Here is a 25572-nt window from a genome sequence, read left to right as displayed (position 1 = left end):
ACTGGCGCTGCAGGCGGCGCACCGCGGTTACGTGATGGAGTCCGGCCTGATCACGATGGAAGGCCGCGCCGCCGACATGCTCAATGATCCGCGCGTCAAGGCGGCTTATCTGGGCGAGGGATAGAGCGGCGTTCCGTTCATCGCTCTTCAGTCGGGCGGCGAACGCCGGCAGCGTGAGACGGTCGTATAGCAGTCGCATGCTTTGCCGGCATGTGTTTTCCGTTTCGCATAAATGACAGGAGGGTTAGATGAGCCAGACCGATATCAAGATTCTCGGCATTTCAGGCAGCCTGCGCGCGGCCTCTTACAACACGGCTGCGCTCAAGGCGCTGTACGAGCTGCTGCCACCGGGTGTGACGCTGACCGAGGCGGATATTTCCGATCTGCCGCTGTACAACGACGACGTGCGCGAAAAAGGCTGGCCGCCTGCGGTAGAGCGTTTGCGCAAGCAGATCGCCGAAGCCGATGCCATCATTTTCTCCACTCCGGAATACAACTATTCGATTCCGGGGGTGTTGAAAAACGCCATCGACTGGGCTTCACGTCCGCCGTCCCAGCCGTTTGCCGGCAAACCGGCGGCGATCATGGGAGCCAGTCCCGGTGCAATCGGTACCGCGCGCGCCCAATATCATCTGCGCCAGATCGGCGTATTTCTCGATCTCAAATTCATCAATCAGCCTGAGGTGATGATAGGCGGCGCCGCCGATCGCTTCGAGGCCGGCAAGCTGACGCATGAGCCGACGCGCGAATTTCTGAAGAAGATGCTGGTGTCGCTGACTGACTGGACGCGCCTGTTGCAGCAGAAGAAGTGAAGCAGCGAGCACTTGCGTCTAACGGTGTGATTCAGGCGAGTTAATCGGGCGAAAAAAAGAGCGATGTATGCACATCGCTCTTTTTATACCTATGTGCCGCCGCACATGCTAGGCCGCCTTGCGCTCCTGGGCGCGATAGCGCAGCGCGCGCACCTTGTCGTGATTGAGCAATACATCCTGGTACTGGCGCTCAATGATGAGGCGGATTTCATTCGGCAGATCTTCCGCCAGCGCCTTGCGATATGCATGCACAGCCGCCTCTTCGCCGCGTTCGCACTCGCTCAGAATCGCTTCGTCATCCTTGCCGGTAATGGCAGATTTGAGATTGATCCACTGCCGGTGCAGGGTGCCGCCGATGGTGCTGTGCTTGCTCGGTTCGCCACCGAGCCGCTGCACCAGATCCTGCAGATCAAGTACGGTCTGGGCGCAAGACTGCGCTCTTTCCATGAACAATTCGCGGTAATTCACATAGCGCTCCTGAGCATCTTCAGCACAGGCCTGGAAACCCTTTTCTCCATCTTTGGAGATCTGGATCAGATCGTTCAGCGTCGATATCAATTTATCGTTATTCATGGCAACTCCTATTTTTAGTTCTGGCATCCGCAAATAAAAATATACGGCGGATGCCGCAGCAGGCGCAGATGAAGACTCATATCACTCGCCAGTGACGAGCGCATCCACCATTCGGATCAGTGAACGAACAGATAAACCAGAATCAGGACAAAAGCCGGTACACCGCACAGCCACGCCAGAAAATATTTGCCCATGATGTTCTCCTTTACATGATTTCTATGATGTTGAGCGGATCGTTTTCAGCTACGTTTTTTCCTTCGTTTCACGCTGAGCGTATCGATCCTCGGCTTTGTGATTCCATGAAACTCGAATCACGTTTTTAACGCCTTCATCTTAGGCGCTTCAAGTTTGCTCAGGCATCGGACGCCGGCTCAATGCCTTGTAGGACTAGAAGCCGCAATGCAGCAGGATTAAAGGGCCTGGGCCTGCCATCCGAGGTGCATCCAGTGATGAGGCCCTCTCTCCGGTGAACTGATCTGGCCGGCGCGCAAATCTCCTCTGCTGCGCGCGTCTGTGCGGCATGCGCCGGACAGGAGACTGGCTTGTGAGCTGCGCATGCAGGCAAACTCATCTGCCTCAGGATCGCATTCCTTTTGCCCGCGCCTATTCATGGATTCGGGCAGCGTGCAATCAATTCGGCAACGCAAAAAACGGTTTCCCCAAAAACATAAAAAACTTGCTGCAATTGCAATGCCGTGGCGCAGATAAAACAGGTCAATGACGAAAGAGCCAGTGCTGGCGCTGCTTTGCGCTTTGTCCTACAAGACAATCCGCTGGCGTCCTATAGCTGAGTTTGGGACTCGATTGTTAGTATCTTTCCATCGTGCAACGTACTTCATTGACTTCCAGACGTGCCTCATCCGGGCTGAGAGAGATGAGTGAATAGCGGAGCGATCAGCGCAGCATGTGTGGTTTGTGCGTGGCGGCTTATGCGTGCCTCAAATACCCACCTGCAGCTTTTGAAATTTCGATGGATCTTTTGCAGCTCAACAGTCGGTTCCACCAGGAGAAGCGTCATGAACAAGAACAAGGTCGCAGGAAATTTCAAAGTCGCGCTGGGCACGCTGGAAGAAAAATTCGCGGTATTGAGCGGCAGTCATCTGTTGCGTCAAACGGCCCTGGAGCGTCAGGCGGCCGGTCGCGTTCAGCACACCATCGGCGAAGCTCAGGACCTCATCAAGCGCTCGCTGCGACAGCGCAGCATTTCGGCCTGAGTCTGGTCGGCATTCGAATACAGCAAAGGAGAAAAATATGTTTTCCACTCGCAACCTGATTTTGGCACTCGGCGTATCGAGCATGGCGGTGGCTTCGGTATTGGGCCTGTGCGCCAGCCGCATGCGCCGTCGTGAACGTCGTCTGCAGCGGCAAGAGCTGCAGCGCTGGGAAGGCGAGGGCGGCAATCTGCCGCCGGTGGCGGCACGGCCGCCGCTACAGGCTGAGCGGTAAGCGGATTCACCGCTTGTCCTACAGGTTAATCGGTAGCGCTCCTATATGAGCAAAACAGCAGGGCAAGTATCTTGGAGTCATCGCAGAGCGCAAGGCAGAACCAGGGCAAGAAGCAAGATTGTTCAGACAATTTTTCAGGCCCGCAGCAGCGCACATGCAAGAGTGAATTGAGTAGCAAAAAGTCGTGACCTTGGTGGCATAAAAAGCCGCTGTGAGTGCAGAGATGGGGTTGAAAAATCCCGTTGATGCAACAAGAAAAAATGGAGGCAGTCATGGACAAGTTTGTGCTGGGTTGGCTGTTGGGTGTGCCTGTGCTGGTACTGGTGCTGTTGCAAGTTGCGCTGCTGTACTAAGACAACCCGAACATCAAGAACGGAGAAAACATGCGAGCAAATCAACAATTCAAGACGGTCAGAAGCGATGTGCAGGCACTGCTGAAGGAATCGCAGGATCTGTTTGTCGAAGCGGCAGCCGCATCCGGCAAGACAGCCGAGGATTTGCGCGCCAAAGGCCAGGAAATCCTGGATCAGGCAATGGACAAGGCGCAGCAAGCGCAATCGCTGGTGCTCGATACCGGTCGTGAGATCGTCGCGACCACCGACGACTACGTGCAATCGAATCCTTGGCGTGCGATCGCCATTTCCACCGGGATCGGCGTTCTGGTCGGTCTGGTGGTGAGCCGTTGCGGCGAACCGCAACATTAAGAACCAAATAGCGGACGGGACTTCCGTCTGCGGATCTGATCGGTAGGCATCGGTCTGATATCTAGCAAGTGCGTGGCCTCAAGGCGGCGCCAGTAATGAAATCGGAGAAAGGTAAATGATGACTAAGAATCCACCCGTCGTGAACGGCAAGGCAGGTTTTCACCTCGACAAGGCGACATTGCGCGCCGCCGCGCTCAAGGAGCTCGATGGCGGTGCAGTCACCGACGGCTATCGTGGTGATCGCCAGGAAATTGTCGCCATGCTGAACGATGCCCTGGCCACTGAGATGGTGTGTGTATTGCGTTACAAGCGTCACTACTACACCGCGAGCGGTCTTGAAAACGAACCGATCAAGGCAGAGTTTTTGCAGCACGCTCAGGAAGAACAGGATCATGCGGATAGGATTGCCGAGCGCATTGTGCAGCTCAACGGTGAGCCTGATTTCAATCCTCGCATTCTCGCCGACCGTAGTCATGCCGACTACGACGATTCGTCCGAGATCAAGGAAATGATCAAAGCTAATCTGATTGCCGAACGCATCGCCATCGAGGCTTATCGCCAGATGATCGAACGTATCGGCGACAAGGATCCGACCACGCGTCATCTGCTGGTGCAAATTCTGGCGCAGGAAGAAGAACACGCTGACGACATGCGCGACCTGCTGGAATAATTTTCTGCAGCGCAGGTCGAGCAACAGGATTGGCGCTGAGCCGGAAGGCTGAGCGCATGTAAGACCCGAACTATGTCGGGACCAACCAGAGAAGGAGATCGCTATGAACTGGGACATCATCGAAGGTAACTGGAAGCAGTTCAAGGGTAAGGCCAAGGAGCAGTGGGGCAAGCTGACGGACGACCATCTGGATCGTATCGACGGCAAGCGCGAACAGCTGGCCGGCCGCATTCAGGAGGTCTACGGCGTGAACAAGGATGAGGCTGAAAAGCAGATCACCGAGTTCGAAAAGCGCAACGAAGACTGGCGTCACTGATCGTCAGCCTGCTGCTGCGGTTCCGTACCGCGGCAGGCAGGCGATCAGGCGTGTCGGACTGTTGGAGGCAAGGTAGCAGAGTGGACATAAAAACACCGGCTACACATAAAAAATGACGGGGTAAAGCAGGACCCGGACGATTATCAAAATGAGGAAACATCAATGAAAAAAATCATCGCAACCATGATCCTGGGCGCCGCTGCAATGGGCATGACCGCTACCGCTTCCTACGCAGCTGATGCTGCCAAGGCGCAATACAAAGCTGACGTGAAGAAGGCCGATGCCGACTACAAGCTGGCAAAAAAGAAGTGTGGTCCGCTGAAGGGCAATGATAAGGACGTCTGTGAGAAGGAAGCCAAGGCTGCTCATGAATCCACCATTGCCGACGCCAAGGCCAAGAACAAAACCGTAGATGCGTCGAAAGATGCAGCCAAGGACAAGAACGACGCCAACTACGACGTTGCCAAGGAAAAGTGCGATGCGATGAGCGGCGATGCCAAGGACAAGTGTGTGGCCGCTGCCAAGTCGAAGTACGCCAAGTAAAAATTTCAAAAATATCACCGCACGGGTTGATGCAGATTAAATCCTGCTAGCCCACGCGGATTTGTGTACCGATTTTTCTCAAGGAGATCATCATGACTAAACTTTCCCTCACCAAGCGTTTCGCAGCATTTTTCCTGGCACTGTTCATGGTTTCCCTGGTGGGCTGCGCGTCCACCTCGGGCAAGGAAGGCTCCGGCGAATATGTCGATGATGCCGTGATCACCACCAAGGTCAAGGCTGCCATCTTCAACGAACCAAATCTGAAGTCGGCTGAGATCAATGTCGAAACCTACAAGGGTATCGTGCAACTGAGCGGCTTTGTGTCGAGCGCTACTTCGGCTACCCGCGCGTCTGAACTGGCCAGCGGCGTGAAGGGCGTGCAATCGGTGCGCAACGACCTGCGATTGAAGAAGTAACTGATACTTGATGCAGCAAACCGGTTTCGACCGGTTTGCTTGCTTCCAGACTCCGTTTGGGAACAGCGAGCGGAGTGCGGAAGCAGACAGCAAAGGGGCGGTGATGTATATTAGCCATCTCCGCCGTGGCGCGGAGCAGGAGTCGCCGGCGGCGGAAGAATCAGGATGTTCACAGGTTCTTCGGGTCGGCAAATCAGTCTGTAACCATAAAGAAGCGCGGCAAAATCTTCACCGCTCAAGAAACTATGACAAAAATACTTGTAGTCGATGATCATGCAGTCGTCCGGGCTGGCGTGCATCATTTCATCGCCGAGATCCCGACGATGGAAATCGGTGGCGAAGCCAGTACGGCGGAAGAAGCGATCCGTCTGGTGCGGTCGCAGGATTGGGACATTGTCTTGCTGGATATCGCCATGCCGGACAAGAGCGGCGTCGAAGTGCTCAAGCAGATCAAGCGCGAAAAGCCTGAACTGCCGGTGCTGATGCTGAGCATGCATCCCGAAAGCCGCTATGCGGTGCAGGTGCTGCGCAGCGGCGCCAGCGGTTATGTGCAGAAGGAAGCGCTGGCGACCGAACTGGTCAACGCCATCAATACCATTTTGCGCGGCCACAAATATATCAGTTACGGTGTCGCCGAGCTGCTGACCAGCGAGCCGGTGGATTCGGAAAAGCCCTTGCACGAAACGCTGTCGCAGCGCGAATACGAAATTTTTTACAAGCTCGGCCAGGGACAGGGCGTCACGCAGATTGCCGATGAACTGTGCCTGAGCGTCAAGACAGTGAGCACCTATCGCTCGCGCGTGCTGCAAAAAATGAGCATGGCGAACAACGCCGACATCATCTACTACGCGATCAAGAACAACTTGATCGATTGATTAGCCAGGCTGGCCGTCAGGCCGATAGCCGCGTCATCACCATGGCGAATGGACGGAGAAAGAATCGGATTTCAATCATGGAAGATACTTTGATCCCGCTGTCGCAACATAAGGGCCATCAAGGTGCTCCTTTAAGGATTTTTCTGGTTGAAGACTCCGAAGATGTGCGCGATCTGATTGTCGAGAATCTGGCTGAAATCCCCGGCGTAGTGCTGAGCGGATACGCAGAGACCGAAGACGAGGCCCTGCGCCATCTGCTGGAAGTCAGCTATGACGTCCTGATTCTGGACATCCAGCTGCGTCAGGGCAACGGCCTTAGTCTGTTGCAGTCGCTGACGCGATCGAATACCCGTCCCCAGCGCGAGGCCAAGATCATTTTCAGTAATCATGCAGGGGCGACTTATCGTCGTGTCGGCAAGCAATACGGCGTAGATCATTTCTTCGACAAGTCTTCCGAGCTCGCGCTGCTGTGCGATCTATTGGAGAAAATGTCGAGCGAAGACCGCAGCGATGGAGCTTACAAGGCGATCGATGCACCCAATTCGGCGCAGCCCGGGGGGCTATAACAGTCGGATCGATCTCCTGAAGAATCGCAGAAATCGCTGCCGACAATTTGGGGATATTCAAGAATGCAAAAAAAAATCGGTGGCGCGCGTCTGAAATCCAGCGACGCCGGACAACATAGTTCCATCGAATATTTCACCGCCACCCAGTCCAATTACGCCAGCATGGTCACGCTCGCAATGGGGCTGGCCATGGCGGTTGCTCTGTTTGGCGTGGTGGTTCTCATCAGCAGTTATCTCGCGCCTGAATACCGCAAGATCCTGGCCGACCTGATTGCCGTCAAGAGCGGCAGTGGCGTCGGCTTCATGATTGCCGGCACTGCCATTTATCTGCGCTGCATGAGCGTGGATCATGCCGGCCCAGGCATCCGTCATGCCGCCTCGGTGTTTGCTGTGTTGCTGGTACTGATCGGCCTGGCCTTCCTGGCGCAGGGCCTGATGTATCTGAGCGGTTGGTTGCCGGTCAGCGACGTGGCGCCGGATACCAACCTGATCTCGGGCCTGTCGGTTCATCCTTTGACGGCAGTGGCTTTTCTGCTGCTGGGCCTGTCGCTGCTGACACTCGATCTGCGCCTGCTGGGCGGCTACTATCCGGCTGAATACATGGCCTTTGCGCTGATCGGTCTCAATGCGATACCGCTGGTCGGCTACATCTACGGCTCCAATCAATTCATCTATTTCAAGTATTACAGCAAGGTGCCGCTGCTGACGACGCTGGTGTTTCTGCTGCTCGGCACCGCGACCTTGATGGCGCGGCCCGGCCATCAGCTGATGGCCATCGTGATGCGCATCGCGCCCGGTGGCAAGATGCTGCGCCGCCTGTTGCCGCAGACGCTGTTGCTGTTGCTGGCCTTCAGCCTCTTGCTCAACTGGGCCTTGCTGCATGGCTGGATTTCTTCGGAGCTGCTGCTGCCGACGCTGACGCTGATCAATGCCGTGCTGATCGTGTCGATTTTCTGGAGCTCCGCCAGCAAGCTGGATAACGAATACGGCGAGCGCACCCGCAACGCGCAAAAGCTGGCCGAGACCAGCGCCTTGCTGACCGCCGTCAGCGAAAGCACCAGCGATCCGATTTTCGTGAAGAACCGCCAGGGACTGATGATTTTCGCCAATCCCGCGACCCTGGAAAAAATCGGCAAGAGCTGGGAAGAGACCATGTATCGCGGCAGCCGCGAACTGTTCATGGACGTCGACCAGGCTGACCGCATCGATCGCGACGACCGGCGCGTGATGGCGTCCGGCAAGCCTGAAAAGCTTGAACAAACCATACAGCTGCCGGGCGGCGTGTTCACTTTCCAGACCGCCAAGGTGCCCTGGTTCGGCAAGGACGGCACGGTGCAGGGCGTGATCGGCATCAGTACCGACATTACCGAACGCAAGCAGGCGGAAGACGTATTGCGCCAGCGCGAGAGCGAGCTGGAGCAGACCGTGATCCAGCGCACCGCCTTGCTGCGCGAACTGACCAATCATCTGGAAACCGTGCGCGAAGAAGAAAAGCGCGCCATTGCGCGTGAGCTGCACGACAACATGGGCGCGGCGCTGACTGCGCTCAGCATGCACCTCGAAGGCGTCTACCAGATCCTGCCGACGGATGAAAAATGGCAGGACCGCAAGACCCGCATGCAAGGTTTGCTGAAGTCGCTGGTGAGTACCACGCGCCGGATTCAGACCGAGTTGCGACCCAATACTCTCGATCTGTTCGGCCTCAAGGCTGCGATTTCAGAGCAGCTGGATGAGTTGCATGAGCGCACCGGCATCACCTGCCGCGCCAGCTTGCCGGATGAAGATGTCAGCGTGGGCCATCAGATGGAAATTGCGATTTATCGCATGCTGCAGGAGATGCTCAACAATGTCAGCAAACATGCGCAGGCAAGCAAGGTGGACGTGATTCTCGACGTAGATGAAGATCGCGTGGCGTTGACAGTCAAGGACGATGGCGTCGGTATTCCTGCCGAGCGGCGCGACAATAACAAGACTTATGGTCTGCGCGGATTGCGCGAGCGTGCCACCTATTTCGGCGGTGCGGTGGATATCCGTTCCACGCCGGGCAAGGGCTCGTTGATCACCATACAATTGCCGGTGGCGCCTGCCGCCGAAGCCTGATTTCGGGCCGCCGGTCATTTCGCATTGCGCGTTCAAATGCATCGGCGGTTTCTCAAAAGCTGCCGTTCCACGGCTCATAGGGCGGTGATGGCGTTGCTCCTTGCATCTGGCGCTGGCGTCCGCATCGCGCGGCATGTGTCAGCTGTTTCTTCATCACCCGGAACTGCGCCTCTTGTGCATGCGCTGCGGTCAGTCTCCTTCCTCAATTCTTCCTTTTTTACTCCATTTGTCCCGCAGCTTTTTTCGATTTCTCCTACGTCTTAAAAAGGCGCTTTCTTATATTCCTCCGGCGAGCTCATCGCTAACATGGGTTCATCGTCAACACAGATTCAGCACCGCTGAAACGTGTCCCGATGTGCAGTTCGCTGTTACTGCTACAGCAGCTGGTCTTTTCAACTTCAGGAGGCATTATGAACAAGGATCAAGTACAAGGCGCTGTCAAGCAAGCCGCAGGCAAGGTTCAACAAAAGGCTGGTGAGTTGACCGGAAGCAAAGAGCAAGAAGTGAAGGGTGCGGCCAAGCAGGTCGCCGGTAATGTTCAAAAGAACTACGGCGATACCAAGGAAGCACTGAAGCGCTAAGGCGCGAGCAAATGGGAGCGGAAGCTCCCATTTTGCTGCGCAGCCGCCGTCGATGTAGGAATATTCCTACGGAAGAATCGGAATAGGCTGCTTCTGGCGAAGTTCAATTTCTGTAAAGATGGCGACAGTCGGGTGACAGGATGACAGAACCATTCAGATCCGGTCCGACGCCTAGTACCAAGGGAGTCAACATGAAAAAAATATCTCTGGTATTCAGCTTGATGCTTGGCGCCACGCTGTTGCCTGGACTCGCCAACGCTGAAACGCCTGCCGGCACGGAACAGCTTGCCGCTGCATCGTCGCGCTGGAGTTCATCGGTGATGGATCGGCATATGCCGCTCGATGCCGCCCGGATTCAGAAACTGAGTCGCAAGGAATTTCGTTATATGGATATGGCGCAGCAAAAGCGTCCCAAGGCTGTGCGCAATGCCGTGATCGTCTATGAACACGCTGATCAGAAAGGTACTGCCTGCAAGCCGGCCGGCGCCGACAAGAAGTCGTCGGATCGTCCCTGCGTGTATCGCATGATGATGTGAGCGTGCTCCGTGATTTTGCATCGCTTGTATTTCGATTCCAGAGTTCAGCATTTGCAAATTCTGTAACCGGCGCCGTCAATAAGTCAGTGTCGGGTTGATGTAATGAATCGATCGCACTTCCCTGCCAAGGTGAAATGAGGCGTCTGGTTCATTTGAGACAGAAGTTTTACCCCATCCAATTTTTAGTGAGGTGCTGCCATGAAAACAATTCAAAAAGTCGCGATTACTTCCATCACCGTTTGCCTGTTGACCGTCCTGGGCGGATGTGCCGACATGAGTCAGCGTGACAAAAATACTGCAGTCGGCGCCGGCATCGGCGCGGTTGGCGGCGCGGTACTGACCGGCGGCAGCGGCATCGGTACTGCCGGCGGCGCTGCAGTCGGCGGCGTGATCGGCAATCAGGTCGGTCGCTGATCAGCGCGAGCACCTGCGACATCCTTCTCTGCTCACTGACGCGTTGACGCGCCTGAGCATGAGATAAAAAAAGATCTTGAGGGTCTTGAGGGAAGAGGGCGGTTCATCGATGTTGATGAATCGCCCTCTTCGTTTTTACCCATCGCTTTTTTGGCGGCGTTCGGCTGCCGGGAGAGGGGGGGAAGCTGCCTGGTCGCCGCAATCCCGTCAACTATCAAGTGAACACACCGGCAATAAAAAATGCGGAAGGCCTTGGGGGCGCTTCCGCATTTTTATTGTCTGCACAGTTCAAATATGCAGAACCATCTTTGAGCTGCCTCGGATCAGGATGATGATTCCAGAATGCGCTTGGCGCGCGCTTTGTCGCGATTCAGATTGTCCTTGGCTTCCAGGCGGCATGCCTTGGCTTCGGCGCCCTTGCTGTCCTTGCATTCTTGCAGCGCCTGCGCGTAAGCCGCATTGGCTTCCTTGATGAAATTCTGATTGCGTGCCTTCGGCGTTTCATCGGCCTTGTACCAGCGCGCCGGGTCTTTGTTGGTCACATCCTCTTCCGCCGCATGCGCCAGGCCTGCACTGAAGCAAGTGGCCGCGAACAGGAATGACGCACTCAAAAAAATATTTTTTTTCATATGGGCACCTCGTTGAAGAAAACTTAGGGAACATGCATTGAAGCCGCCGGCCGTTCGATTCCTTGCGGAACCGATCAGCGGGCAGCATCTGGCACGCAAGCGTGCCTGTGAGACCAGGGGGACTTTACTATATCTTGCCGAGCAAGAGCAGGATCAGCAGGATGATCACCACCGTGCCGGCGATACCGCTTGGGCCGTAACCCCAGCTGCGGCTGTGTGGCCATGCCGGCAGCGCGCCCAGCAGGATCAGAACCAGAATGATCAAAAGAATGGTACCGAGAGTCATGATTGTTCTCCTTGTTATTGATGGGGCTGCCGACCGATCGGATCTGAAGAAGCTTCAGTCGCGACTCTTCGACTCTTTCGCCGATTCGATGCCCCGCGTCGGCGACATCTGATCGTGTAAAGCATGGTATCGGGAGCCTCGGCAGGGCGTGATCGGCGTTCGCCTGAATTGACTGTAGGAAAACAGAGCAAACTTGTTAGCTGATTTGCTGACGTTGCATGGAGGGAAGAGTCGCAAGGCCTGGGACGGAAGTGGGCAAGCGGATGTGACGCTCGGTCATGCGCTCGCGTTTGCGAGACTCCCGGCCTTCAAATGCCGTCGGCCTGAGTCGGTGGCGGGCGGATTGCGCGAACAAGCTGGCCCTGCATGGTTTGAATTTTGCTTGAGCTCCTGGTGCGGAAAGCGAGCCAGACTGCGCAATCGTGGTGGCGCTACGATTTGACTTTGCAGGCTTGTACCGCTCAGGCCGGTCTCCCCTGTGTTTTTTTGTACCGATTGTTCCAGCGGCAATATTATGTAGATCGCGAAGCAATGAGTTAATATTCGGGCCGTTGAGCGCATGCTGCTGTGCAGCGTCGCTTGCAACGGAGACCAGGGGAGCGCGCAGTGCTGCCGCTCTTCAGCCAGCAGCCAGGTTCTGAATACAGCCATGAAGTCTGATCGAACAATGCCCACCCGCCAACTGCGTATCGTCATCATCAATTCCGTGCCGCACATGGAAGAAGATCATGATCCAGTGGCGCACGCCCAGTCTCAGCATCGTGCCGAGGCCTTGCGTCATGGGCTGACCGAGGCCGGTTACAACATCATTGCCGCCTTGCCCGCCGATCTCTCGCTGCCGGACCAGATCGCCCGGCTGCAGCCTGATATGATCATCATCGAAGCCGAATCCGACGCCCGCGATGTGCTCGAGCACATCGTCATCGCGACCCGCGACGAGCGCCGTCCCATCGTCATGTTCACCGAAGACGATGACACCTCCAGCATGGAGGCGGCGATGGCTGCCGGCGTCACCGCCTATATCGTGGCGGGCCTGCATTCCGAACGTGTCAAACCTGTGCTGGATGTGGCGCTGGCGCGTTTCCGTCAGGAGCAGAAGCTGCTTACCGAGCTCTCGGAAACCAAGCTCAAGCTGGCCGAACGCAAGCTGGTCGAGCGCGCCAAGGGCGTGCTGATGGCGCGCAACGGCTTGTCCGAAGATCAGGCTTACCAGAAGCTGCGCGGTCTGGCGATGAATAAAAATCTCAAATTGTCCGACGTGGCGCAACGCATTCTGGATGCCGAAGATTTGCTGGGCTGAGCTTCCTTACCCAGCGCGTGCATCGTTGCTCTCTCGACTGATTCTGCACCGATAAGTACAGCGCCTGAGAAAGGGCGTTTCCGATCAGGCGCCAAGGCCTTCCGCCGTCTTTCCATTCATCACATTTCCTTCCCCCCAAGGCCGTTTTGCGCTGCCAATTTGGTGCGCGGCACAAATGCGGTGCGTCTGCATCCTTGGTTTTTCCGCATGGACGCTCCTGCTTCGGGCCGGCTGATTCCGGCTTGAAAATCCTCGGCCTCCTCTGAAAACAGGCGCTTTTCTGGGTATCCAGCGATATGCAGTAGCGCCTGGCACGCTCTTTGCTGAATCGATGGCGTAGCGCAATGAGTGCGCAAGCAGGTTCAGCCAAAGGCGGTTGAGCCGACCAAGACAAGGGCGTCTTTCAGCATGGGGTTTCTTCGTGCTGGATGGCGCCTTTTTTATTTGTCTTTTCGTTTGTCGACTGAATGGGGAATGCAATGGATGTCAAAAAACAGCAGCCGGACAATACCGTCACTGAATCTGCCGAATCTGTCTTCACCGGCGCTGCAGTCAACAGCAAGCGCCGTCAAATCATTCACACCGCAGGGATTGCGGCAGGAGCAAGCATGATGGGATTAGCCCCCGGCGGCGCATGGGCCGCAGGCTCGGACAAGCCTGAAAAAGAAGAGGTCAAGATCGGCTTCATTCCACTGACCGACTGCGCCTCCATCGTAATGGCTTCGGTGCTCGGCTTCGACAAGAAGTACGGCATCAAGATCATCCCCAGCAAGGAAGCCTCCTGGGCCGGCGTGCGCGACAAGCTGACCAACGGAGAGCTGGATGCTTCACACGTGCTGTATGGCCTGATCTATGGCGTGCAGATGGGCATCGGTGGGCAGAAGAAAGACATGGCGGTGCTGATGGGCCTGAACAACAACGGCCAGGCCATCACGCTGTCGAAGAAGCTGGCCGACAAGGGCGCGGTGGATGGCGCCTCACTGGCCAAGCTGATGCAGACCGACAAGCGCGAATACACCTTCGCCCAGACTTTCCCCACCGGCACCCACGCCATGTGGCTGTATTACTGGCTGGCTGCCAACGGCATCAATCCCATGAAGGATGCCAAGGTGATCACCGTGCCGCCGCCGCAGATGGTGGCCAATATGCGGGTCGGCAACATGGATGGCTTTTGTGTCGGCGAGCCCTGGGGCCACCGCGCGATTGTCGACGGCGTCGGCATCACCGCCATCACCACCCAGGACATCTGGAAGGATCACCCCGAGAAGGTGCTGGGCACTTCGCTCGAATTCGTCAAGAAATACCCCAACACCTGCCGCGCCATGATGGCCGCCATTCTCGACGCCAGCAAGTGGATTGACGCCTCGCTCGGCAACAAGAACAAGATGGCTGAAGTGATCGCCGACAAGTCCTACGTCAACACCAGCAAGGACGTGATCGACCAGCGCATTCTGGGACGCTATCAGAACGGTCTCGGCAAGACCTGGGACGACCCGAATTACATGAAGTTCTACAACGAAGGCACGGTAAATTTCCCTTACCTCTCGGACGGCATGTGGTTCATGACCCAGCATCGCCGCTGGGGTCTGCTGAAGAGCGATCCGGACTATCTGGCGGTGGCCAAGTCGGTCAATCAGATCGATCTGTACAAGGACGCCGCAGCCATGACCAAGACGCCGGTGCCGAAGGATGTCATGCGCAGCTCCAAGCTGATGGATGGCACCGTCTGGGACGGCAAGAATCCGGCGGCTTACGCGCAATCGTTCAAGATCAAGATCTGAACCAGCGCGCAAGCACAGCGAGGATGCATGCGGGGGCGTGCCTCTTCGCCGTTCCGGCGTCAGCTGATCGGCTTTGATGCCGGAGCACAGGGGTAATTTCAAGCAAGCAGGCAGTGCAGATTCTGAGCGAGAGGGACTCGATATGAGCGCAGTCATGGAAAACGTCATGGGCGACAACGCCAAACCAGCCGGGAGCACGGCGGTCGAAGCCGGTAGTGTGCCAGCCAAAACCGAAGTGAGGATCAAGCCGAAACCGGGACTGATGAAGCGCCTGCAAGCGCTGGGCTCCGGCAGCTTCATGCGCATCGTGCCGCCGATACTGGGTCTGGCATTTCTGGTGCTGGTGTGGCAAATCATTGCTTTGAAGAACAGCAGTTTTCCGACGCCCTATGTGACCTTGCTGGAGGCGATCAAGCTGTTCTCCGATCCCTTCTATCGTGCCGGTCCCAATGATCAGGGCATAGGCTGGAACGTGCTGGCCTCGCTGCAACGTGTGGGCGTCGGCTTCGGTCTGGCGGCGCTGGTGGGGATCCCTCTGGGCTTTCTGATCGGCCGTGTGAATTTTCTGTCGGGCATGTTCGGCCCCATCATCAGCCTGCTGAAACCGGTATCGCCGCTGGCCTGGCTGCCGATCGGCCTGCTGGTGTTCAAGTCGGCCAACCCGGCGGCGATCTGGTCGATCTTCATCTGCTCGATCTGGCCGATGATCATCAACACCGCAGTCGGCGTGCAGCGCGTGCCGCAGGATTACATGAACGTGGCGCGCGTGCTGAATCTGTCGGAGTGGAAGATTCTGACCAAGATCCTGTTTCCCTCGGTGCTGCCTTACATGCTGACCGGCGTGCGTCTGGCCATCGGCACCGCCTGGCTGGTGATCGTCGCGGCCGAGATGCTGACCGGCGGCGTCGGCATCGGCTTCTGGGTCTGGGATGAATGGAACAACCTGAACGTGCCGCACATCATCATCGCCATCGTGGTCATCGGCGTGGTCGGGGTGCTGCTGGAGCAAATGCTGATGGCGCTTGCGCGTGCCTTCACCTATGAGCAGGTCAATAGCTGACGCTGACGCACTGCAGCCGACATTCAGACAAAGGAAGCGACATGGAAAACTTCAACAGCAAATTCATCGACATTCACGACGTCGAGATGGTGTTCTACACCAAGAAAGGCAGCTTTCACGCGCTGCGCGAGATCAACCTGACCGTCGCCAAGGGCGAGTTCGTCACGCTGATCGGCCACTCCGGCTGCGGCAAGTCGACACTGCTCAATCTGATCGCCGGGCTGATCAAGCCCAGCGAAGGCGTGCTCCTGTGCGCCAACCGCGAAATCGGCGGACCCTCGCCGGAGCGCGCCGTGGTGTTTCAGAACCACTCGCTGCTGCCCTGGCTGACCTGTTATGAAAACATCTACCTCGGCGTGGAACGCGTATTCGCCGCCACCGAAGACCGTACGCAACTGCGCGATCGCACCAAGGCCGCCCTGGCCATGGTCGGCCTCACTGCGGCGGAGAACAAGCGGCCCAATGAAATCTCGGGCGGCATGAAGCAGCGCGTCGGCATCGCCCGGGCGCTGGCGATGGAACCCAAGGTCTTGCTGATGGACGAACCCTTCGGCGCGCTCGATGCACTGACCCGCGCGCACCTGCAGGATGAATTGCTCAAGATCGTCGCCAAGACTCAGTCCACCGTGGTGATGGTGACGCACGATGTCGATGAGGCGGTGTTGCTGTCGGATCGCATCGTCATGATGACCAACGGCCCGGCCGCCACCATCGGCGAAATTCAGGAGGTCAGCCTGCAGCGTCCGCGCGAACGCGTGGCGCTGGCGCAAGATCCGCAGTACTCGGAATACCGTACCGCCGTGCTGGAATTCCTGTATCGCAAGCAAGCGCATCCGGCCAGGGAAGCTGCCTGAGACTGTGATCGCGGCGATGTCTTTGAGCACGCTGCGGCGTGCTCTTTGCTTTTGGGGGCGCTGACTTCCCATATTTATCCCGATTCTGCTGATGTGTTCTAATTTGCGGAACAGAGATGCCGCGCACGCCTCAGCGGCGCGTCATCCGACAGGGAGAAAAAATGAAAAAGCTCAACGAGCAGCGTCTCAGCTATTTCTTTGAAGCGGTGCAATGCGGCAGCGTGCGCGCCGCCGCCGACAAACTGGATATCGCACCCTCCGCCGTCAGTCGCCAGATCGCGCTGCTGGAGCAAGAGGTGGCGATCCCGGTGATGGAGCGTCACCGGCGCGGCGTGGTGACCACGGAAGCCGGACAATTGCTGATCGATTATTACCGCGAGCAGGGCGCGCACCAGGCCGACCTGATGTCCAAGCTGCAAGGTCTGCGCGGGCTCAAACGCGGTCACGTCAATATTGTCATCGGCGAAGGTTTCGTCAGCGATTTCATGAGCCAGCCCATGGCCTATTTTGCGCAGCGCCATCCGCAGATTTCCATTTCTCTGGATCTGGCCGGCACCAATGAAGTGCTGCGTCTGGTGGCCGAGGATGCCGCCGAAATCGGTCTGGTCTACAACCCGCCCAGCGATCCCAAGATTGTCACGCGCGCGCTGCAGCCGCAGCCGATGCAGGTGATCGTGCATCCCGATTCGCCCTTGCGCAAAGCCAAGGCTTGCACGCTGCCGGAACTGGCCGAATATCCGATCGGCCTGATGCATTCTTCCTACGGCACGCGGCAGCTGCTGGCGCTGGCGGAATACGCCGCCAAGATCAAATTCAATCCTTTGCTGACCACCAACTCGATTAACGTGCTCAAGCAGTTCGTGAAGTCGGGGCAGGGCATCACCTTGCTGCCGCGTTTTTCGGTCTCGACTGAGCTGGCCGCCGGCGAGCTGTTCGCCATTCCCATCCAGAGCGATGTACTGACCACCGCCGAGGTGCATCTGATCACCCGCGTCGGACGCAAGCTGTCGGTCGCGGCGAATCGGCTGGTGTCGTATTCGAGTTCGCTGATGCAGGCGTTTCAGGTGACCAGCTGAGCGCAGGCTGAGTTTCATCTGGATGCGCACCCAGGCTTTCTGCTTTTTCCACCACTCCGCACGCTTGTTCTGCCTTGCAGGCCGCGTCACGCCTGTGTGTTCTCAAAATCAGAACATTAATCTGCTTTCGATGTAATTGATCCGATGTCGGCTTGCTCGCACACTCGCTGCATGACCGGTTGATGACAAAGCCCTGGCGGCGATGCTTACCGGCTTGTGCACATTGCAGAGGAGAGTTCGGATGAAGCGTATCGGAGTGGCAGGTTTGGGCAATATGGGGCGCGGCATGGCCTTGTCTTTGCTGCGTGGCGATTATCAGGTGTCGGGTTTCGATCCTTCCGAACAGGCGGCCGCCGGCATGGCGGCGGAAGGCGTCAAGACCTATGCGTCGGTGGCGGAGCTGGCGGCGGCGGTCGATCTGCTGATCCTGTCGCTGCCGACCTCGGATGTGGTGGAAGCAGTGGTCTTCGGCGCCGGCGGCTTGCTGCAGGGCGGGCAGGCCGGCCTGCTGGTGGTGGACACCACGACCGCTGACCCCGACAGCACGCGCAAGGTGGCCGCAGCGCTGGCTGAAAAAGGCATACGCTTTATCGATGCACCGGTCAGCGGCGGCCCCAAGGGCGCCGCCACCGGCACCATGACCATGGTGCTGGGCGGCGCCGCAGCCGACGTCGAAGCCGCCACGCCGGTGCTGGAAGCCATCAGCGCCAAGCGCGTACACGTCGGCCCGGTCGGCGCCGGTCACGTCACCAAGCTGCTCAACAATCTGATGTGCGGCGCGCATCTCATCGTGGCCGGTGAAGCCGCGCGCATCGCCGCCGACGCCGGCCTCGACCCTCAGCAAATCTTTGAAGGCATCAATGCGGGCTCCGGCCGCAGCGGCGTCACCCAGGTCAACTACCCGACCTGGGTATTCAACGAGGCGTTCAATTCCGGTTTCACCATGAAGCTGATGCGCAAGGATCTGCGTCTGGCGATGGGTTTGCTGACGCAGCTCGGCAGCGCTGCACCGCTGGCGACCGAGGCCGGGCGTCTATGGGCCGCCAGCGCCGACGGCGTAGCCGATGCCGAAGACTTCAACCGCATCGTGCAATTCAGCGGCGGCGCTCGATAACAGATTGATGGCTGCGCCTGGCGGCCTCACCGACTCACCCATTTTCAAGATTCTCAGGAGCACACATGCAGTCCAATGAAACAGAACAATTGCTGGCCGCCTTCGCGTCTTTCTTTCCCGATGCCGCCGGCGTCGGTTCGTATGTCGGCGGTCGTCTGGTGCCGGGCAATGGCGACCTGATCGAGCTGGTCAATCCGGCCAGCGGCCGCGCCAGCCTGAACTATCGTGATGCCGACGCCAGCGTGGTGGAGCAGGCCGCACGCGCCGCCGTCGCTGCGCAGGCCGAATGGTGGAAGCTGACGCACGCCGCGCGCGGTCGTGTGGTGTTTGCCATCGGTCAGAAGATCCGCGATCACCTGGAGCCGCTGGCCCAGCTGGAGGCGCTCAGCGCCGGCAAGCCCATCCGCGATTGCCGCGGCGAAGTGGCCAAGGTGGCCGAGATGTTTGAATACTATGCCGGCTGGACCGACAAGTTCTACGGCGACGTGATTCCGGTGCCGAGCACGCATCTCAACTACACGCGGCGCGAACCGATCGGCACCGTGCTGCAGGTCACGCCGTGGAACGCGCCCATCTTCACCTGCGGCTGGCAACTGGCGCCGGCCATCGCCATGGGCAATGCCGTGTTGCTCAAGCCGTCCGAACTGACGCCCTTCACTTCGCTGGCGGTTGCCGCCTTGGCCGAGCAGGCCGGCGTGCCGGCCGGTCTGATCAATGTGCTGGCGGGTTATGGTCACACCGTGGGCCAGGCTGCCATCGACAATCCGCATATCAAAAAAGTGGTGTTCGTCGGTTCGCCGCAGACCGGCAAGAAGATCGCCGAAGCGGCGGCACGTCGCTTGCTTCCCTGCGTGCTGGAGCTGGGCGGCAAGTCGGCCAATATCGTGTTTGAAGATGCCGATCTGAAGCGCGCCAGTCTGGGCGCGCAGGCCGCCATCTTTTCCTCGGCCGGACAAAGCTGCGTGGCCGGTTCGCGCCTGCTGGTGCAGCGTCCGGTGTATGAAGAATTCGTCGCCATGCTGGCCAGGGGCGCGGCGCAGATCAAGGTCGGCCAGCCTTTGGATGCGCAGACCGAAGTCGGTCCGATTTCCAATCGTCGCCAGTATGAGCACGTGGTCGGCATGATCGCCAGCGGCGTCAAGGCCGGCGCCAAGCTGGTCGGCGCCGAGCTGCCGGACGGCCAGGACGGCTTCTTCGTGCGGCCGACGATTCTGGCGCACGTGACCAACGAGATGGATGTCGCGCGTAGCGAGATCTTCGGCCCGGTGGTGGTGGTGATTCCTTTCGACACCGAGGAAGATGCGATCCGCATCGCCAACGACAGCGACTTCGGTCTGGCCGGCGCGGTGTGGACCAGCGATGTGGCGCGCGCGCACCGGGTGGCGGCAGGCATCAATGCCGGTACCTTCTGGATCAACAGCTACAAGACCATCAACGTGACCTCGCCGTTCGGCGGCTACAACCAGAGCGGCTATGGCCGTTCCAGCGGCGTCGAGGCTCTGCACGAATACACGCAGACCAAGAGCGTGTGGGTGGAAACGGCGAAGTCGCCGGCGGCGCCTTTCGGTTACGCATGAAGCTCGCCCACGGCAGCATCTAAGCCGGACATCAAGCACCAGTCAATACCAGCAAGCAGCAGTCAAGATCACAACATCAGTCAGCCGGCATTGCAGTGACAGGAGCGCAGCCGCAGAATCAGGCACTTCGATTCAGCGGCCGCGCTCTGCGGCGGGGAGCCGGGGCACACTGCAATTCAATTACGCGTATCGAAGGTAAAACGGAGGGAAGCATGCAAGCAGCCGCACCAGCATTATCTGTTTCAAAGCAGGGCGCCGGAATCTGGAAGCTCTATATCTTTGCAGTCGTCATTCTGGTGATCGCAGAGTGGATAGGCTCGGCCACCTTCAAGCTCGGACCGGGCAAGATCGTGCTGCTGCCCATGGTGTGGGCGCTGATCATGGGCGCACTGATAGGCTCGCTGCAATCGCGCTTGCCGGGGCCGCTGTCGCTGAGCCAGCCGCTGCAGTTTCGTGCCGCGGCGATTCTGCAACCGGCCTTGCTGCTGTTCGTCGCCAAGCTCGGTCTGATGGTCGGCAGCTCCTTGCCTAAGCTGGTGGAGTCGGGCTGGGCGCTGATCTTTCAGGAATTCGGCCACTTTGTCGGCACCATCCTGATCGGCCTGCCGCTGGCGCTGCTGCTGGGCATCAAGCGCGAAGCCATCGGTGCGACCTTCTCGGTGGGCCGCGAACCCAGCCTGGCCATCATCGGCGAGCGCTATGGCATGGATTCGCCGGAAGGGCGCGGCGTGCTGGCCGAGTACATCACCGGCACGCTGTTCGGCGCCGTGTTCATCGCGGTGTTTGCCGGCTTCATCGCCAGCCTCAACATCTTCCATCCTTACTCGCTGGCGATGGGCGCCGGCGTCGGTTCGGGCAGCATGATGGCGGCCGCAGCCGGCGCCATTGCCGCGCTGCAGACCCCGGAAGTGGCCAAGGATGTCGCCACCTTCGCTGCCGCCAGCAATCTGATCACGACCACCATCGGCACCTACTTCACGCTGTTCATTTCGCTGCCGCTGGCGGTGTGGGGCTATCGCGTGCTGGAGCCGCTGATCGGTCGCACCACCGCATCCTCCAGCACCGCGCAAGAAGGTTTGCAGCAGGCAACGCATCTGGACAGCGGCGAGCTGAATCTGCCCAACCGCATCGGCGCGTGGGTATTTGCCGGCGTGCTCACCATCATCGCCAACTGGATCGCCTACAAGGTCACGCCGCTGCAGTCGCTGGGCTGTATCGCGATCATGGTGGCGGTGGTGTTTGCCGGCGACCTGCTGCGCACGCTGACCGGCAAGAAAGTGCCGGCGGTATGCTGGGTCACGCTGGTGGCGATGTTCCTGACTTCGCCGGCTTGTCCGTGGGCGGCGGCGATTGTGGAGATCACTTCCAAGGTCAATTTCCTGGCCGTGATCACGCCGATGCTGACCTTCGCCGGGCTGTCGATCGCCAAGGATATTCCGGCCTTCCGCAAACTGGGCTGGCGCATCGTGCTGGTGTCCTTTGCCGCGAACGCCGGCACCTTCATCGGCGCCACGCTGATTGCGGAGTTCTTCCACTGATCTTTGATTGCTCCGCGCACTGCAGGCGGATATTGAAAAACCATGCCGACCGGATTACGGTCGGCATGGTTTTTTTGTGCACCAGCTTTCTTGTTTTGATCAGAGTCCGGCGGCAGCAAGAGTAGCGGCTGCCCAATGCTGCTTGAGCAGCCTGACCATTTCACGTCCGCCGGCTGACAGCGGGCGTTCTGCGCTGGCCATGGCGTAGGCGCTGTAGCGCACCGGCTTTGCCAGCGGTCGCGCCACCAGTGCCGGGTCGCGATACTTGAACACCGTCAGATCGTCCACCAGCGCAATCCCCCAGCCATTGGCGGCGACGCTACAGGCGACGTAGGCATAGCGCACGTCCACTGTTGGTTTGCGCAGGCCGGCCTCATCGCCCAGCAGACCTTCCACCACCTTGCCGTGCTGCGTTTCCATGCCGAAGGAAATCACGTCATAGGCGCGGATGTCTTCCAGTTTCAGACGCTTGCGGCTGGCCAGCGGATGCCTGGCCGCCATTACGCACAGCACGTCGCCTTCGCCGATCAGATGCGGGGTGATGGCGGGGTGCTGGTTCTGCACGAACGCGGCCACGCCGATGTCGCATTCGCCGGCCAGCAACTGATCGGTGATCTGGGTATGCGTGGCGATCTCGATTGAGATATGCAGACGCGGCATCGCCGTCTTGAGCTCGGCCACGGCGCGCGGCACCAGTTCCAGCGCGGTGCTCAGATTGGTGGAAATACGCAAGGTATCGGTCACGCCATGGCGCAATTGTTCTGCATACACCTGCACGCGGTCGATGCTGCGCCAGGCGCTGTCGATTTCGCGCATCAGCGCCCGCGCTTCCGGTGTGGAATGCAGGCGACCGCCGGTGCGTTCAAACAGCACGATCTGCAGCTTCTGCTCCAGATAGCGGATCAGACGACTGACTGCCGGCTGCGATACGTGCAGCACATCGGCAGCGCCGGATAGGGAGCCGGCCCGCATGACGGCCCGGAATACCTCGATTTGGCGGAGATTCATGGAAGATTCACGGAAAACTGAAGGTCTAACATAAAGGTATAGATGCTGGCTATTTTGGCATTTGCCATTATGGTTTGTCTATTTGATACTGAGGCCATGCAAAAAGAATCCCATCGCCGTATTCATCAGCTCGAACGCATCGCCATCTGTGGTCTCGGCCTGATCGGCGGCTCCGTTCTCAAGGCCCTGCGCGCAGCGGGATACACCGGGCATGTGACGGCTTTCGATATCGATCCGGCGGTGGCGCAGCAGGTCTGCGCCGAGGGCTTTGCCAATGAAGTCGCGCTTTCCGCCGACAGGCTGTTTCTGGAGCACGATCTGGTGATACTGTGCCAGCCGGTCGGGGTGGTGGTGCAGTATTTGCTTGAGCAGCCAGCGCAGATTGCAGCGGGGCGCGCCATCGGGATTGATGTGGCGAGCGTAAAAGGGCCGGTGGCGCAGGCGCTGCGGGCCGGCGGTGCTGCTGTGCAGGCGCGCTTCGTGCCTTGCCATCCGATTGCCGGCAAGGCCAGCCACGGCTGGGCCGCAGCGCAGGCCGATCTGCTGGACGGAAAACTGTGCATACTCACACCCGAGCCAGGCACGCCGCAGCCGGCGCTCGATCTGGCGCTTGAATTCTGGTCCTTGCTGGGCGCCCGAACCGGCTTCATGGCGGCGCAGGAGCATGACGCCGTGTATGCCGCCGTCAGCCACATGCCGCAGTTGCTGACCTATGCCTATCTGCACGGTCTGGCCGCGCGCGAACATACGCGGGAGTGGCTGGCCTATCGGGGCACGGGATTCAAGAGCTTCACCAGACTGGGTTCTTCGGATGCGCGTTTGTGGGCCGATATCGCCACGCATAATGCCGCCTCGCTGATCGAGGAGATCGACAGCGTCAGCGCCTCGCTGGCCCTGTTCCGGCAGCGTCTGGCGCAAGGGCAGGTCAGTGAGCTGGCCGAGGATTTCGCCAGCGCGCGCGCGCTGCATGCGGGCAGCGAAACGGCCGGCTGAACGGCGCTGCCGGGCGCGGCGGCCAGGTGTTTTTGCAGTACAGGATCTGATTTGATGCTGAGCGCAGGTTGCCGGCAGAAAATCGAAACGGTCGCCGGCAGGGAGCGGCGGACGGCTTGGGTAATGTGCAGTCATGCCTCAGTCTCAAGGGGCGCCACGTAGTCATCATTCAGTAGTCGAGCATGTGCAGTTCTGTGAGTTTATGAATTTTTGCCAACACTAAACACTATCTAGCCAGGAGCCTGTAATGACCCCGCATTTGAATATTCCAAAAACACTGCTGATGGGCGCCATCGTCACCGTATCCGCACTGTCCTCGCAGATAGCCAGCGCCGATCAGCTGGCCGACATGAAGGCGCGCGGCACCATGGTCTGTGGCACGCTCACCAGCACCGAGCCGCTGGGGTATCAGGATCCGCAGACGCGCCAGATCGTCGGCTTCGACGTCGACATGTGCAAGGCGCTGGCGCAGCACATGGGCCTGAAGATGGAGCACAAGGGCTTGTCGATCGAGCAGCGCGTGCCAGAACTGAGCACCGGCCGCGTCGACGTGGTGTCGGCGGCGCTGGGTTACACCAAGGAACGCGCCCAGCAGATCTCCTTCAGCTCGGCGCACTATCAGGTGCCGATTCGCGTGATGGTGAAAAAGAATTCGGGCCTCGACAGCTTTGCCAAGCTGGCCGACAAACGCATCAGCGCGGTCAAGAGCGCCACCACCGAAATCTACGCGCGGCGCGGTCTGACCAAGAGCGAAATCGTCACCTATCAGGATGGTCCTTCGGCGTTTCTGGCGCTGATGCAGGACAAGGTCGACGGCTTCTCGACTTCCGAAACCGCAGGTCTGCGCTATCTGGTCGAATCCAAGGGCGAAGCCACCTACATCAAGGACAGCCTGGCCTGGGAGCCGACGGCGCTGGGCGTGAAGAAGGATGAGCCGGCCTTGCTGGCAGCGGTCAACAAATCGCTGGAAGACATGGAAAAGGCCGGCGAGATCGACTCGATCTGGAACAAGTGGTACGGCCCGACCACGCGTTTCGCCTTCGCCCGTGAAAAGAAGCTCACGCCGATTTCCACCTTCGCGCAATAAACCTTCCAGCACTGTTTCGAGGACGACTTCATGAAAGATCTGTTGCTGGCCAACCCGGACTACGTGACGCTGCTGCTGCACGGTCTGGGCGTGACTGTCAGGCTGTTTGCGGTGAGCTGGATACTGGCGATGCTGCTGGCCTCGCTGCTCACCGCGATACGTAGCGCCGGCGGCCGCATCGGTACGTGGCTGGTGGCGGTATTTGTTGAATACCACCGCAACGTGCCGGGGCTGGTGCAGATCTTCGTGTGGTACTTCGGTGTGCCGCAATTGCTGCCGACCTCGGTGCAGCGCTGGATCAATCATCACAACGGCGAATTCTTCTTTTCCTGTATCGCGCTGACGCTGTATGCCGCCGCCTACATGAGCGAAGATCTGCGCAGCGGCCTGCGTTCACTGCCGCGCGGGCAGGCTGAAGCGGCGCGTTCGCTCGGCATGTCCTACGGCCAGACCTTGCGCCACATCCTGCTGCCGCAGGCGGTGCGCGCCTCGCTGCCGCCGCTGGTGAATCAGACGCTGGCGCTGTTCAAGGCCACCAGTCTGGCGATGACGGTCGGCGTGGCGGACATGATGCATGCCACCCGTCAGATTGAGAACGAAACCTATCGCACCTTCGAAGCCTTCTTCATCGTGTCGGTCGCCTATGTGGTGATGTCATGGCTGATCATGGGCGTCGGGGCCTACACCAGCCGACGTTTTGCAAGCACGAGGAACTGA

Annotated in this window: 30 protein-coding genes; 26 read left to right on the top strand and 4 right to left on the bottom strand. The window is 58.8% G+C overall.

Features of this window, described 5'->3' with window-relative positions; genetic code table 11:
• Positions 1-124: ABC transporter ATP-binding protein C-terminal domain-containing protein (locus tag PQR62_RS03100; protein WP_459251853.1), on the top strand; the 124-nt coding region annotated here is incomplete at its 5' end.
• A 124-nt stretch (positions 125-248) separates the two neighbouring features.
• Entirely contained in the window at positions 249-812 is a 564-nt protein-coding gene (locus tag PQR62_RS03095) for an NADPH-dependent FMN reductase (protein ID WP_408154649.1), read from the top strand.
• Between the two features lie 108 nt (positions 813-920).
• Here PQR62_RS03095 and PQR62_RS03090 read toward each other — a convergent pair whose 3' ends face one another.
• On the bottom strand, positions 921-1385 hold the full coding sequence (locus PQR62_RS03090; protein ID WP_408154647.1) for a PA2169 family four-helix-bundle protein: 465 nt from the start codon (positions 1383-1385) through the stop codon (positions 921-923).
• A 1016-nt stretch (positions 1386-2401) separates the two neighbouring features.
• On the opposite strand from PQR62_RS03090, the gene PQR62_RS03085 reads away from it, so the two are divergent.
• The 13 genes from PQR62_RS03085 (at position 2402) to PQR62_RS03025 (ending at position 10552) form a co-directional block, all read left to right on the top strand.
• A complete protein-coding gene (locus PQR62_RS03085) occupies positions 2402-2599 on the top strand; it encodes a CsbD family protein (RefSeq protein WP_408154645.1) in 198 nt (65 codons plus the stop codon).
• Positions 2600-2636: 37 nt separating this feature from the next.
• Positions 2637-2831, top strand: a complete 195-nt coding sequence (locus tag PQR62_RS03080) for a hypothetical protein (RefSeq protein ID WP_408154643.1) — start codon at positions 2637-2639, stop codon at positions 2829-2831.
• A 383-nt stretch (positions 2832-3214) separates the two neighbouring features.
• Entirely contained in the window at positions 3215-3535 is a 321-nt protein-coding gene (locus tag PQR62_RS03075; protein WP_408154641.1) for an ElaB/YgaM/YqjD family protein, read from the top strand.
• A 118-nt stretch (positions 3536-3653) separates the two neighbouring features.
• A complete protein-coding gene (locus tag PQR62_RS03070) occupies positions 3654-4205 on the top strand; it encodes a ferritin-like domain-containing protein (RefSeq protein WP_408154709.1) in 552 nt (183 codons plus the stop codon).
• Between the two features lie 103 nt (positions 4206-4308).
• Complete coding sequence (locus PQR62_RS03065; protein ID WP_408154639.1) at positions 4309-4521, top strand: CsbD family protein; 213 nt, start codon at positions 4309-4311, stop codon at positions 4519-4521.
• A 162-nt stretch (positions 4522-4683) separates the two neighbouring features.
• A complete protein-coding gene (locus PQR62_RS03060) occupies positions 4684-5064 on the top strand; it encodes a cell envelope biogenesis protein TolA (RefSeq protein ID WP_408154638.1) in 381 nt (126 codons plus the stop codon).
• Between the two features lie 86 nt (positions 5065-5150).
• Positions 5151-5480, top strand: a complete 330-nt coding sequence (locus tag PQR62_RS03055) for a BON domain-containing protein (protein ID WP_408154707.1) — start codon at positions 5151-5153, stop codon at positions 5478-5480.
• A 245-nt stretch (positions 5481-5725) separates the two neighbouring features.
• Complete coding sequence (locus PQR62_RS03050; protein WP_408154637.1) at positions 5726-6355, top strand: response regulator; 630 nt, start codon at positions 5726-5728, stop codon at positions 6353-6355.
• A gap of 77 nt (positions 6356-6432) precedes the next feature.
• Positions 6433-6921: a response regulator gene (locus PQR62_RS03045; RefSeq protein ID WP_408154635.1), complete on the top strand. Its 489-nt coding sequence runs from the start codon at positions 6433-6435 to the stop codon at positions 6919-6921.
• 63 nt (positions 6922-6984) lie between these two features.
• Positions 6985-9021 (top strand): PAS domain-containing sensor histidine kinase, encoded by a 2037-nt coding sequence (locus PQR62_RS03040; protein WP_408154633.1) that lies wholly within the window; start codon positions 6985-6987, stop codon positions 9019-9021.
• A 410-nt stretch (positions 9022-9431) separates the two neighbouring features.
• On the top strand, positions 9432-9602 hold the full coding sequence (locus PQR62_RS03035; protein ID WP_408154631.1) for a CsbD family protein: 171 nt from the start codon (positions 9432-9434) through the stop codon (positions 9600-9602).
• Positions 9603-9793: 191 nt separating this feature from the next.
• Positions 9794-10138 carry a hypothetical protein gene (locus PQR62_RS03030; protein ID WP_408154629.1) on the top strand — a complete coding sequence of 115 codons (345 nt, stop codon included), beginning with the start codon at positions 9794-9796 and terminating at the stop codon, positions 10136-10138.
• Positions 10139-10336: 198 nt separating this feature from the next.
• Positions 10337-10552 (top strand): YMGG-like glycine zipper-containing protein, encoded by a 216-nt coding sequence (locus PQR62_RS03025; protein ID WP_408154627.1) that lies wholly within the window; start codon positions 10337-10339, stop codon positions 10550-10552.
• Between the two features lie 323 nt (positions 10553-10875).
• On the opposite strand, the gene PQR62_RS03020 is transcribed toward PQR62_RS03025, so the two are convergent.
• Both PQR62_RS03020 and PQR62_RS03015 read right to left on the bottom strand, forming a co-directional pair.
• Complete coding sequence (locus PQR62_RS03020) at positions 10876-11181, bottom strand: hypothetical protein (RefSeq protein ID WP_408154625.1); 306 nt, start codon at positions 11179-11181, stop codon at positions 10876-10878.
• A gap of 127 nt (positions 11182-11308) precedes the next feature.
• Positions 11309-11467: a DUF3309 family protein gene (locus tag PQR62_RS03015; RefSeq protein WP_408154623.1), complete on the bottom strand. Its 159-nt coding sequence runs from the start codon at positions 11465-11467 to the stop codon at positions 11309-11311.
• A gap of 667 nt (positions 11468-12134) precedes the next feature.
• Between PQR62_RS03015 and PQR62_RS03010 the strand changes: the two genes are divergently transcribed.
• The 8 genes from PQR62_RS03010 (at position 12135) to PQR62_RS02975 (ending at position 21767) form a co-directional block, all read left to right on the top strand.
• Positions 12135-12767: an ANTAR domain-containing response regulator gene (locus PQR62_RS03010; protein WP_408154621.1), complete on the top strand. Its 633-nt coding sequence runs from the start codon at positions 12135-12137 to the stop codon at positions 12765-12767.
• Between the two features lie 479 nt (positions 12768-13246).
• On the top strand, positions 13247-14548 hold the full coding sequence (locus tag PQR62_RS03005; protein WP_408154619.1) for a CmpA/NrtA family ABC transporter substrate-binding protein: 1302 nt from the start codon (positions 13247-13249) through the stop codon (positions 14546-14548).
• 142 nt (positions 14549-14690) lie between these two features.
• On the top strand, positions 14691-15608 hold the full coding sequence (ntrB, locus tag PQR62_RS03000; RefSeq protein ID WP_408154617.1) for a nitrate ABC transporter permease: 918 nt from the start codon (positions 14691-14693) through the stop codon (positions 15606-15608).
• A gap of 41 nt (positions 15609-15649) precedes the next feature.
• Positions 15650-16462, top strand: a complete 813-nt coding sequence (locus tag PQR62_RS02995; RefSeq protein WP_408154615.1) for an ABC transporter ATP-binding protein — start codon at positions 15650-15652, stop codon at positions 16460-16462.
• 161 nt (positions 16463-16623) lie between these two features.
• Positions 16624-17538: a LysR family transcriptional regulator gene (locus tag PQR62_RS02990; protein WP_408154613.1), complete on the top strand. Its 915-nt coding sequence runs from the start codon at positions 16624-16626 to the stop codon at positions 17536-17538.
• A gap of 202 nt (positions 17539-17740) precedes the next feature.
• Complete coding sequence (locus PQR62_RS02985) at positions 17741-18652, top strand: NAD(P)-dependent oxidoreductase (RefSeq protein WP_408154611.1); 912 nt, start codon at positions 17741-17743, stop codon at positions 18650-18652.
• 65 nt (positions 18653-18717) lie between these two features.
• Positions 18718-20229 carry an aldehyde dehydrogenase family protein gene (locus PQR62_RS02980; protein WP_408154609.1) on the top strand — a complete coding sequence of 504 codons (1512 nt, stop codon included), beginning with the start codon at positions 18718-18720 and terminating at the stop codon, positions 20227-20229.
• Positions 20230-20441: 212 nt separating this feature from the next.
• Complete coding sequence (locus PQR62_RS02975) at positions 20442-21767, top strand: DUF3100 domain-containing protein (protein WP_408154607.1); 1326 nt, start codon at positions 20442-20444, stop codon at positions 21765-21767.
• Between the two features lie 99 nt (positions 21768-21866).
• Here the strand turns inward: PQR62_RS02975 and PQR62_RS02970 are convergent, their stop codons facing one another.
• Positions 21867-22775, bottom strand: a complete 909-nt coding sequence (locus tag PQR62_RS02970; protein ID WP_408154605.1) for a LysR family transcriptional regulator — start codon at positions 22773-22775, stop codon at positions 21867-21869.
• A 96-nt stretch (positions 22776-22871) separates the two neighbouring features.
• Between PQR62_RS02970 and PQR62_RS02965 the strand changes: the two genes are divergently transcribed.
• From PQR62_RS02965 to PQR62_RS02955, 3 genes are all read left to right on the top strand, one after another.
• On the top strand, positions 22872-23768 hold the full coding sequence (locus PQR62_RS02965; RefSeq protein ID WP_408154603.1) for a prephenate dehydrogenase: 897 nt from the start codon (positions 22872-22874) through the stop codon (positions 23766-23768).
• A gap of 247 nt (positions 23769-24015) precedes the next feature.
• Entirely contained in the window at positions 24016-24855 is an 840-nt protein-coding gene (locus PQR62_RS02960; protein WP_408154601.1) for an ABC transporter substrate-binding protein, read from the top strand.
• Between the two features lie 30 nt (positions 24856-24885).
• Positions 24886-25572, top strand: coding sequence for an amino acid ABC transporter permease (locus PQR62_RS02955; protein ID WP_408154599.1), 687 nt, complete (start codon positions 24886-24888; stop codon positions 25570-25572).

Source organism: Herbaspirillum lusitanum (assembly GCF_046025995.1).
GTDB classification, from domain to species: domain Bacteria; phylum Pseudomonadota; class Gammaproteobacteria; order Burkholderiales; family Burkholderiaceae_D; genus Herbaspirillum; species Herbaspirillum lusitanum_A.
Note: the sequence above shows the minus strand (reverse complement) of the source record. Positions and strands in the feature narration are given on the sequence as shown.

Excerpts from the sequence above, each read along its gene's own strand:
- PQR62_RS03085 (WP_408154645.1), top strand. The coding sequence starts at position 2,402 with ATGAACAAGAACAAGGTCGCAGGAAATTTCAAAGTCGCGCTGGGCACG.
- PQR62_RS03095 (WP_408154649.1), top strand. The coding sequence starts at position 249 with ATGAGCCAGACCGATATCAAGATTCTCGGCATTTCAGGCAGCCTGCGC.
- PQR62_RS02985 (WP_408154611.1), top strand. The coding sequence starts at position 17,741 with ATGCTTACCGGCTTGTGCACATTGCAGAGGAGAGTTCGGATGAAGCGT.
- PQR62_RS02995 (WP_408154615.1), top strand. The coding sequence starts at position 15,650 with ATGGAAAACTTCAACAGCAAATTCATCGACATTCACGACGTCGAGATG.
- PQR62_RS03025 (WP_408154627.1), top strand. The coding sequence starts at position 10,337 with ATGAAAACAATTCAAAAAGTCGCGATTACTTCCATCACCGTTTGCCTG.
- PQR62_RS03080 (WP_408154643.1), top strand. The coding sequence starts at position 2,637 with ATGTTTTCCACTCGCAACCTGATTTTGGCACTCGGCGTATCGAGCATG.
- PQR62_RS03030 (WP_408154629.1), top strand. The coding sequence starts at position 9,794 with ATGAAAAAAATATCTCTGGTATTCAGCTTGATGCTTGGCGCCACGCTG.
- PQR62_RS02980 (WP_408154609.1), top strand. The coding sequence starts at position 18,718 with ATGCAGTCCAATGAAACAGAACAATTGCTGGCCGCCTTCGCGTCTTTC.
- PQR62_RS03005 (WP_408154619.1), top strand. The coding sequence starts at position 13,247 with ATGGATGTCAAAAAACAGCAGCCGGACAATACCGTCACTGAATCTGCC.
- PQR62_RS02955 (WP_408154599.1), top strand. The coding sequence starts at position 24,886 with ATGAAAGATCTGTTGCTGGCCAACCCGGACTACGTGACGCTGCTGCTG.
- PQR62_RS03070 (WP_408154709.1), top strand. The coding sequence starts at position 3,654 with ATGACTAAGAATCCACCCGTCGTGAACGGCAAGGCAGGTTTTCACCTC.
- PQR62_RS03040 (WP_408154633.1), top strand. The coding sequence starts at position 6,985 with ATGCAAAAAAAAATCGGTGGCGCGCGTCTGAAATCCAGCGACGCCGGA.
- PQR62_RS02970 (WP_408154605.1), bottom strand. The coding sequence starts at position 22,775 with ATGAATCTCCGCCAAATCGAGGTATTCCGGGCCGTCATGCGGGCCGGC.
- PQR62_RS02990 (WP_408154613.1), top strand. The coding sequence starts at position 16,624 with ATGAAAAAGCTCAACGAGCAGCGTCTCAGCTATTTCTTTGAAGCGGTG.
- PQR62_RS03035 (WP_408154631.1), top strand. The coding sequence starts at position 9,432 with ATGAACAAGGATCAAGTACAAGGCGCTGTCAAGCAAGCCGCAGGCAAG.
- PQR62_RS03045 (WP_408154635.1), top strand. The coding sequence starts at position 6,433 with ATGGAAGATACTTTGATCCCGCTGTCGCAACATAAGGGCCATCAAGGT.
- PQR62_RS03015 (WP_408154623.1), bottom strand. The coding sequence starts at position 11,467 with ATGACTCTCGGTACCATTCTTTTGATCATTCTGGTTCTGATCCTGCTG.
- PQR62_RS03065 (WP_408154639.1), top strand. The coding sequence starts at position 4,309 with ATGAACTGGGACATCATCGAAGGTAACTGGAAGCAGTTCAAGGGTAAG.
- PQR62_RS03020 (WP_408154625.1), bottom strand. The coding sequence starts at position 11,181 with ATGAAAAAAAATATTTTTTTGAGTGCGTCATTCCTGTTCGCGGCCACT.
- PQR62_RS03050 (WP_408154637.1), top strand. The coding sequence starts at position 5,726 with ATGACAAAAATACTTGTAGTCGATGATCATGCAGTCGTCCGGGCTGGC.
- PQR62_RS03090 (WP_408154647.1), bottom strand. The coding sequence starts at position 1,385 with ATGAATAACGATAAATTGATATCGACGCTGAACGATCTGATCCAGATC.
- ntrB (WP_408154617.1), top strand. The coding sequence starts at position 14,691 with ATGAGCGCAGTCATGGAAAACGTCATGGGCGACAACGCCAAACCAGCC.
- PQR62_RS03010 (WP_408154621.1), top strand. The coding sequence starts at position 12,135 with ATGCCCACCCGCCAACTGCGTATCGTCATCATCAATTCCGTGCCGCAC.
- PQR62_RS03075 (WP_408154641.1), top strand. The coding sequence starts at position 3,215 with ATGCGAGCAAATCAACAATTCAAGACGGTCAGAAGCGATGTGCAGGCA.
- PQR62_RS02975 (WP_408154607.1), top strand. The coding sequence starts at position 20,442 with ATGCAAGCAGCCGCACCAGCATTATCTGTTTCAAAGCAGGGCGCCGGA.
- PQR62_RS03060 (WP_408154638.1), top strand. The coding sequence starts at position 4,684 with ATGAAAAAAATCATCGCAACCATGATCCTGGGCGCCGCTGCAATGGGC.
- PQR62_RS02965 (WP_408154603.1), top strand. The coding sequence starts at position 22,872 with ATGCAAAAAGAATCCCATCGCCGTATTCATCAGCTCGAACGCATCGCC.
- PQR62_RS02960 (WP_408154601.1), top strand. The coding sequence starts at position 24,016 with ATGACCCCGCATTTGAATATTCCAAAAACACTGCTGATGGGCGCCATC.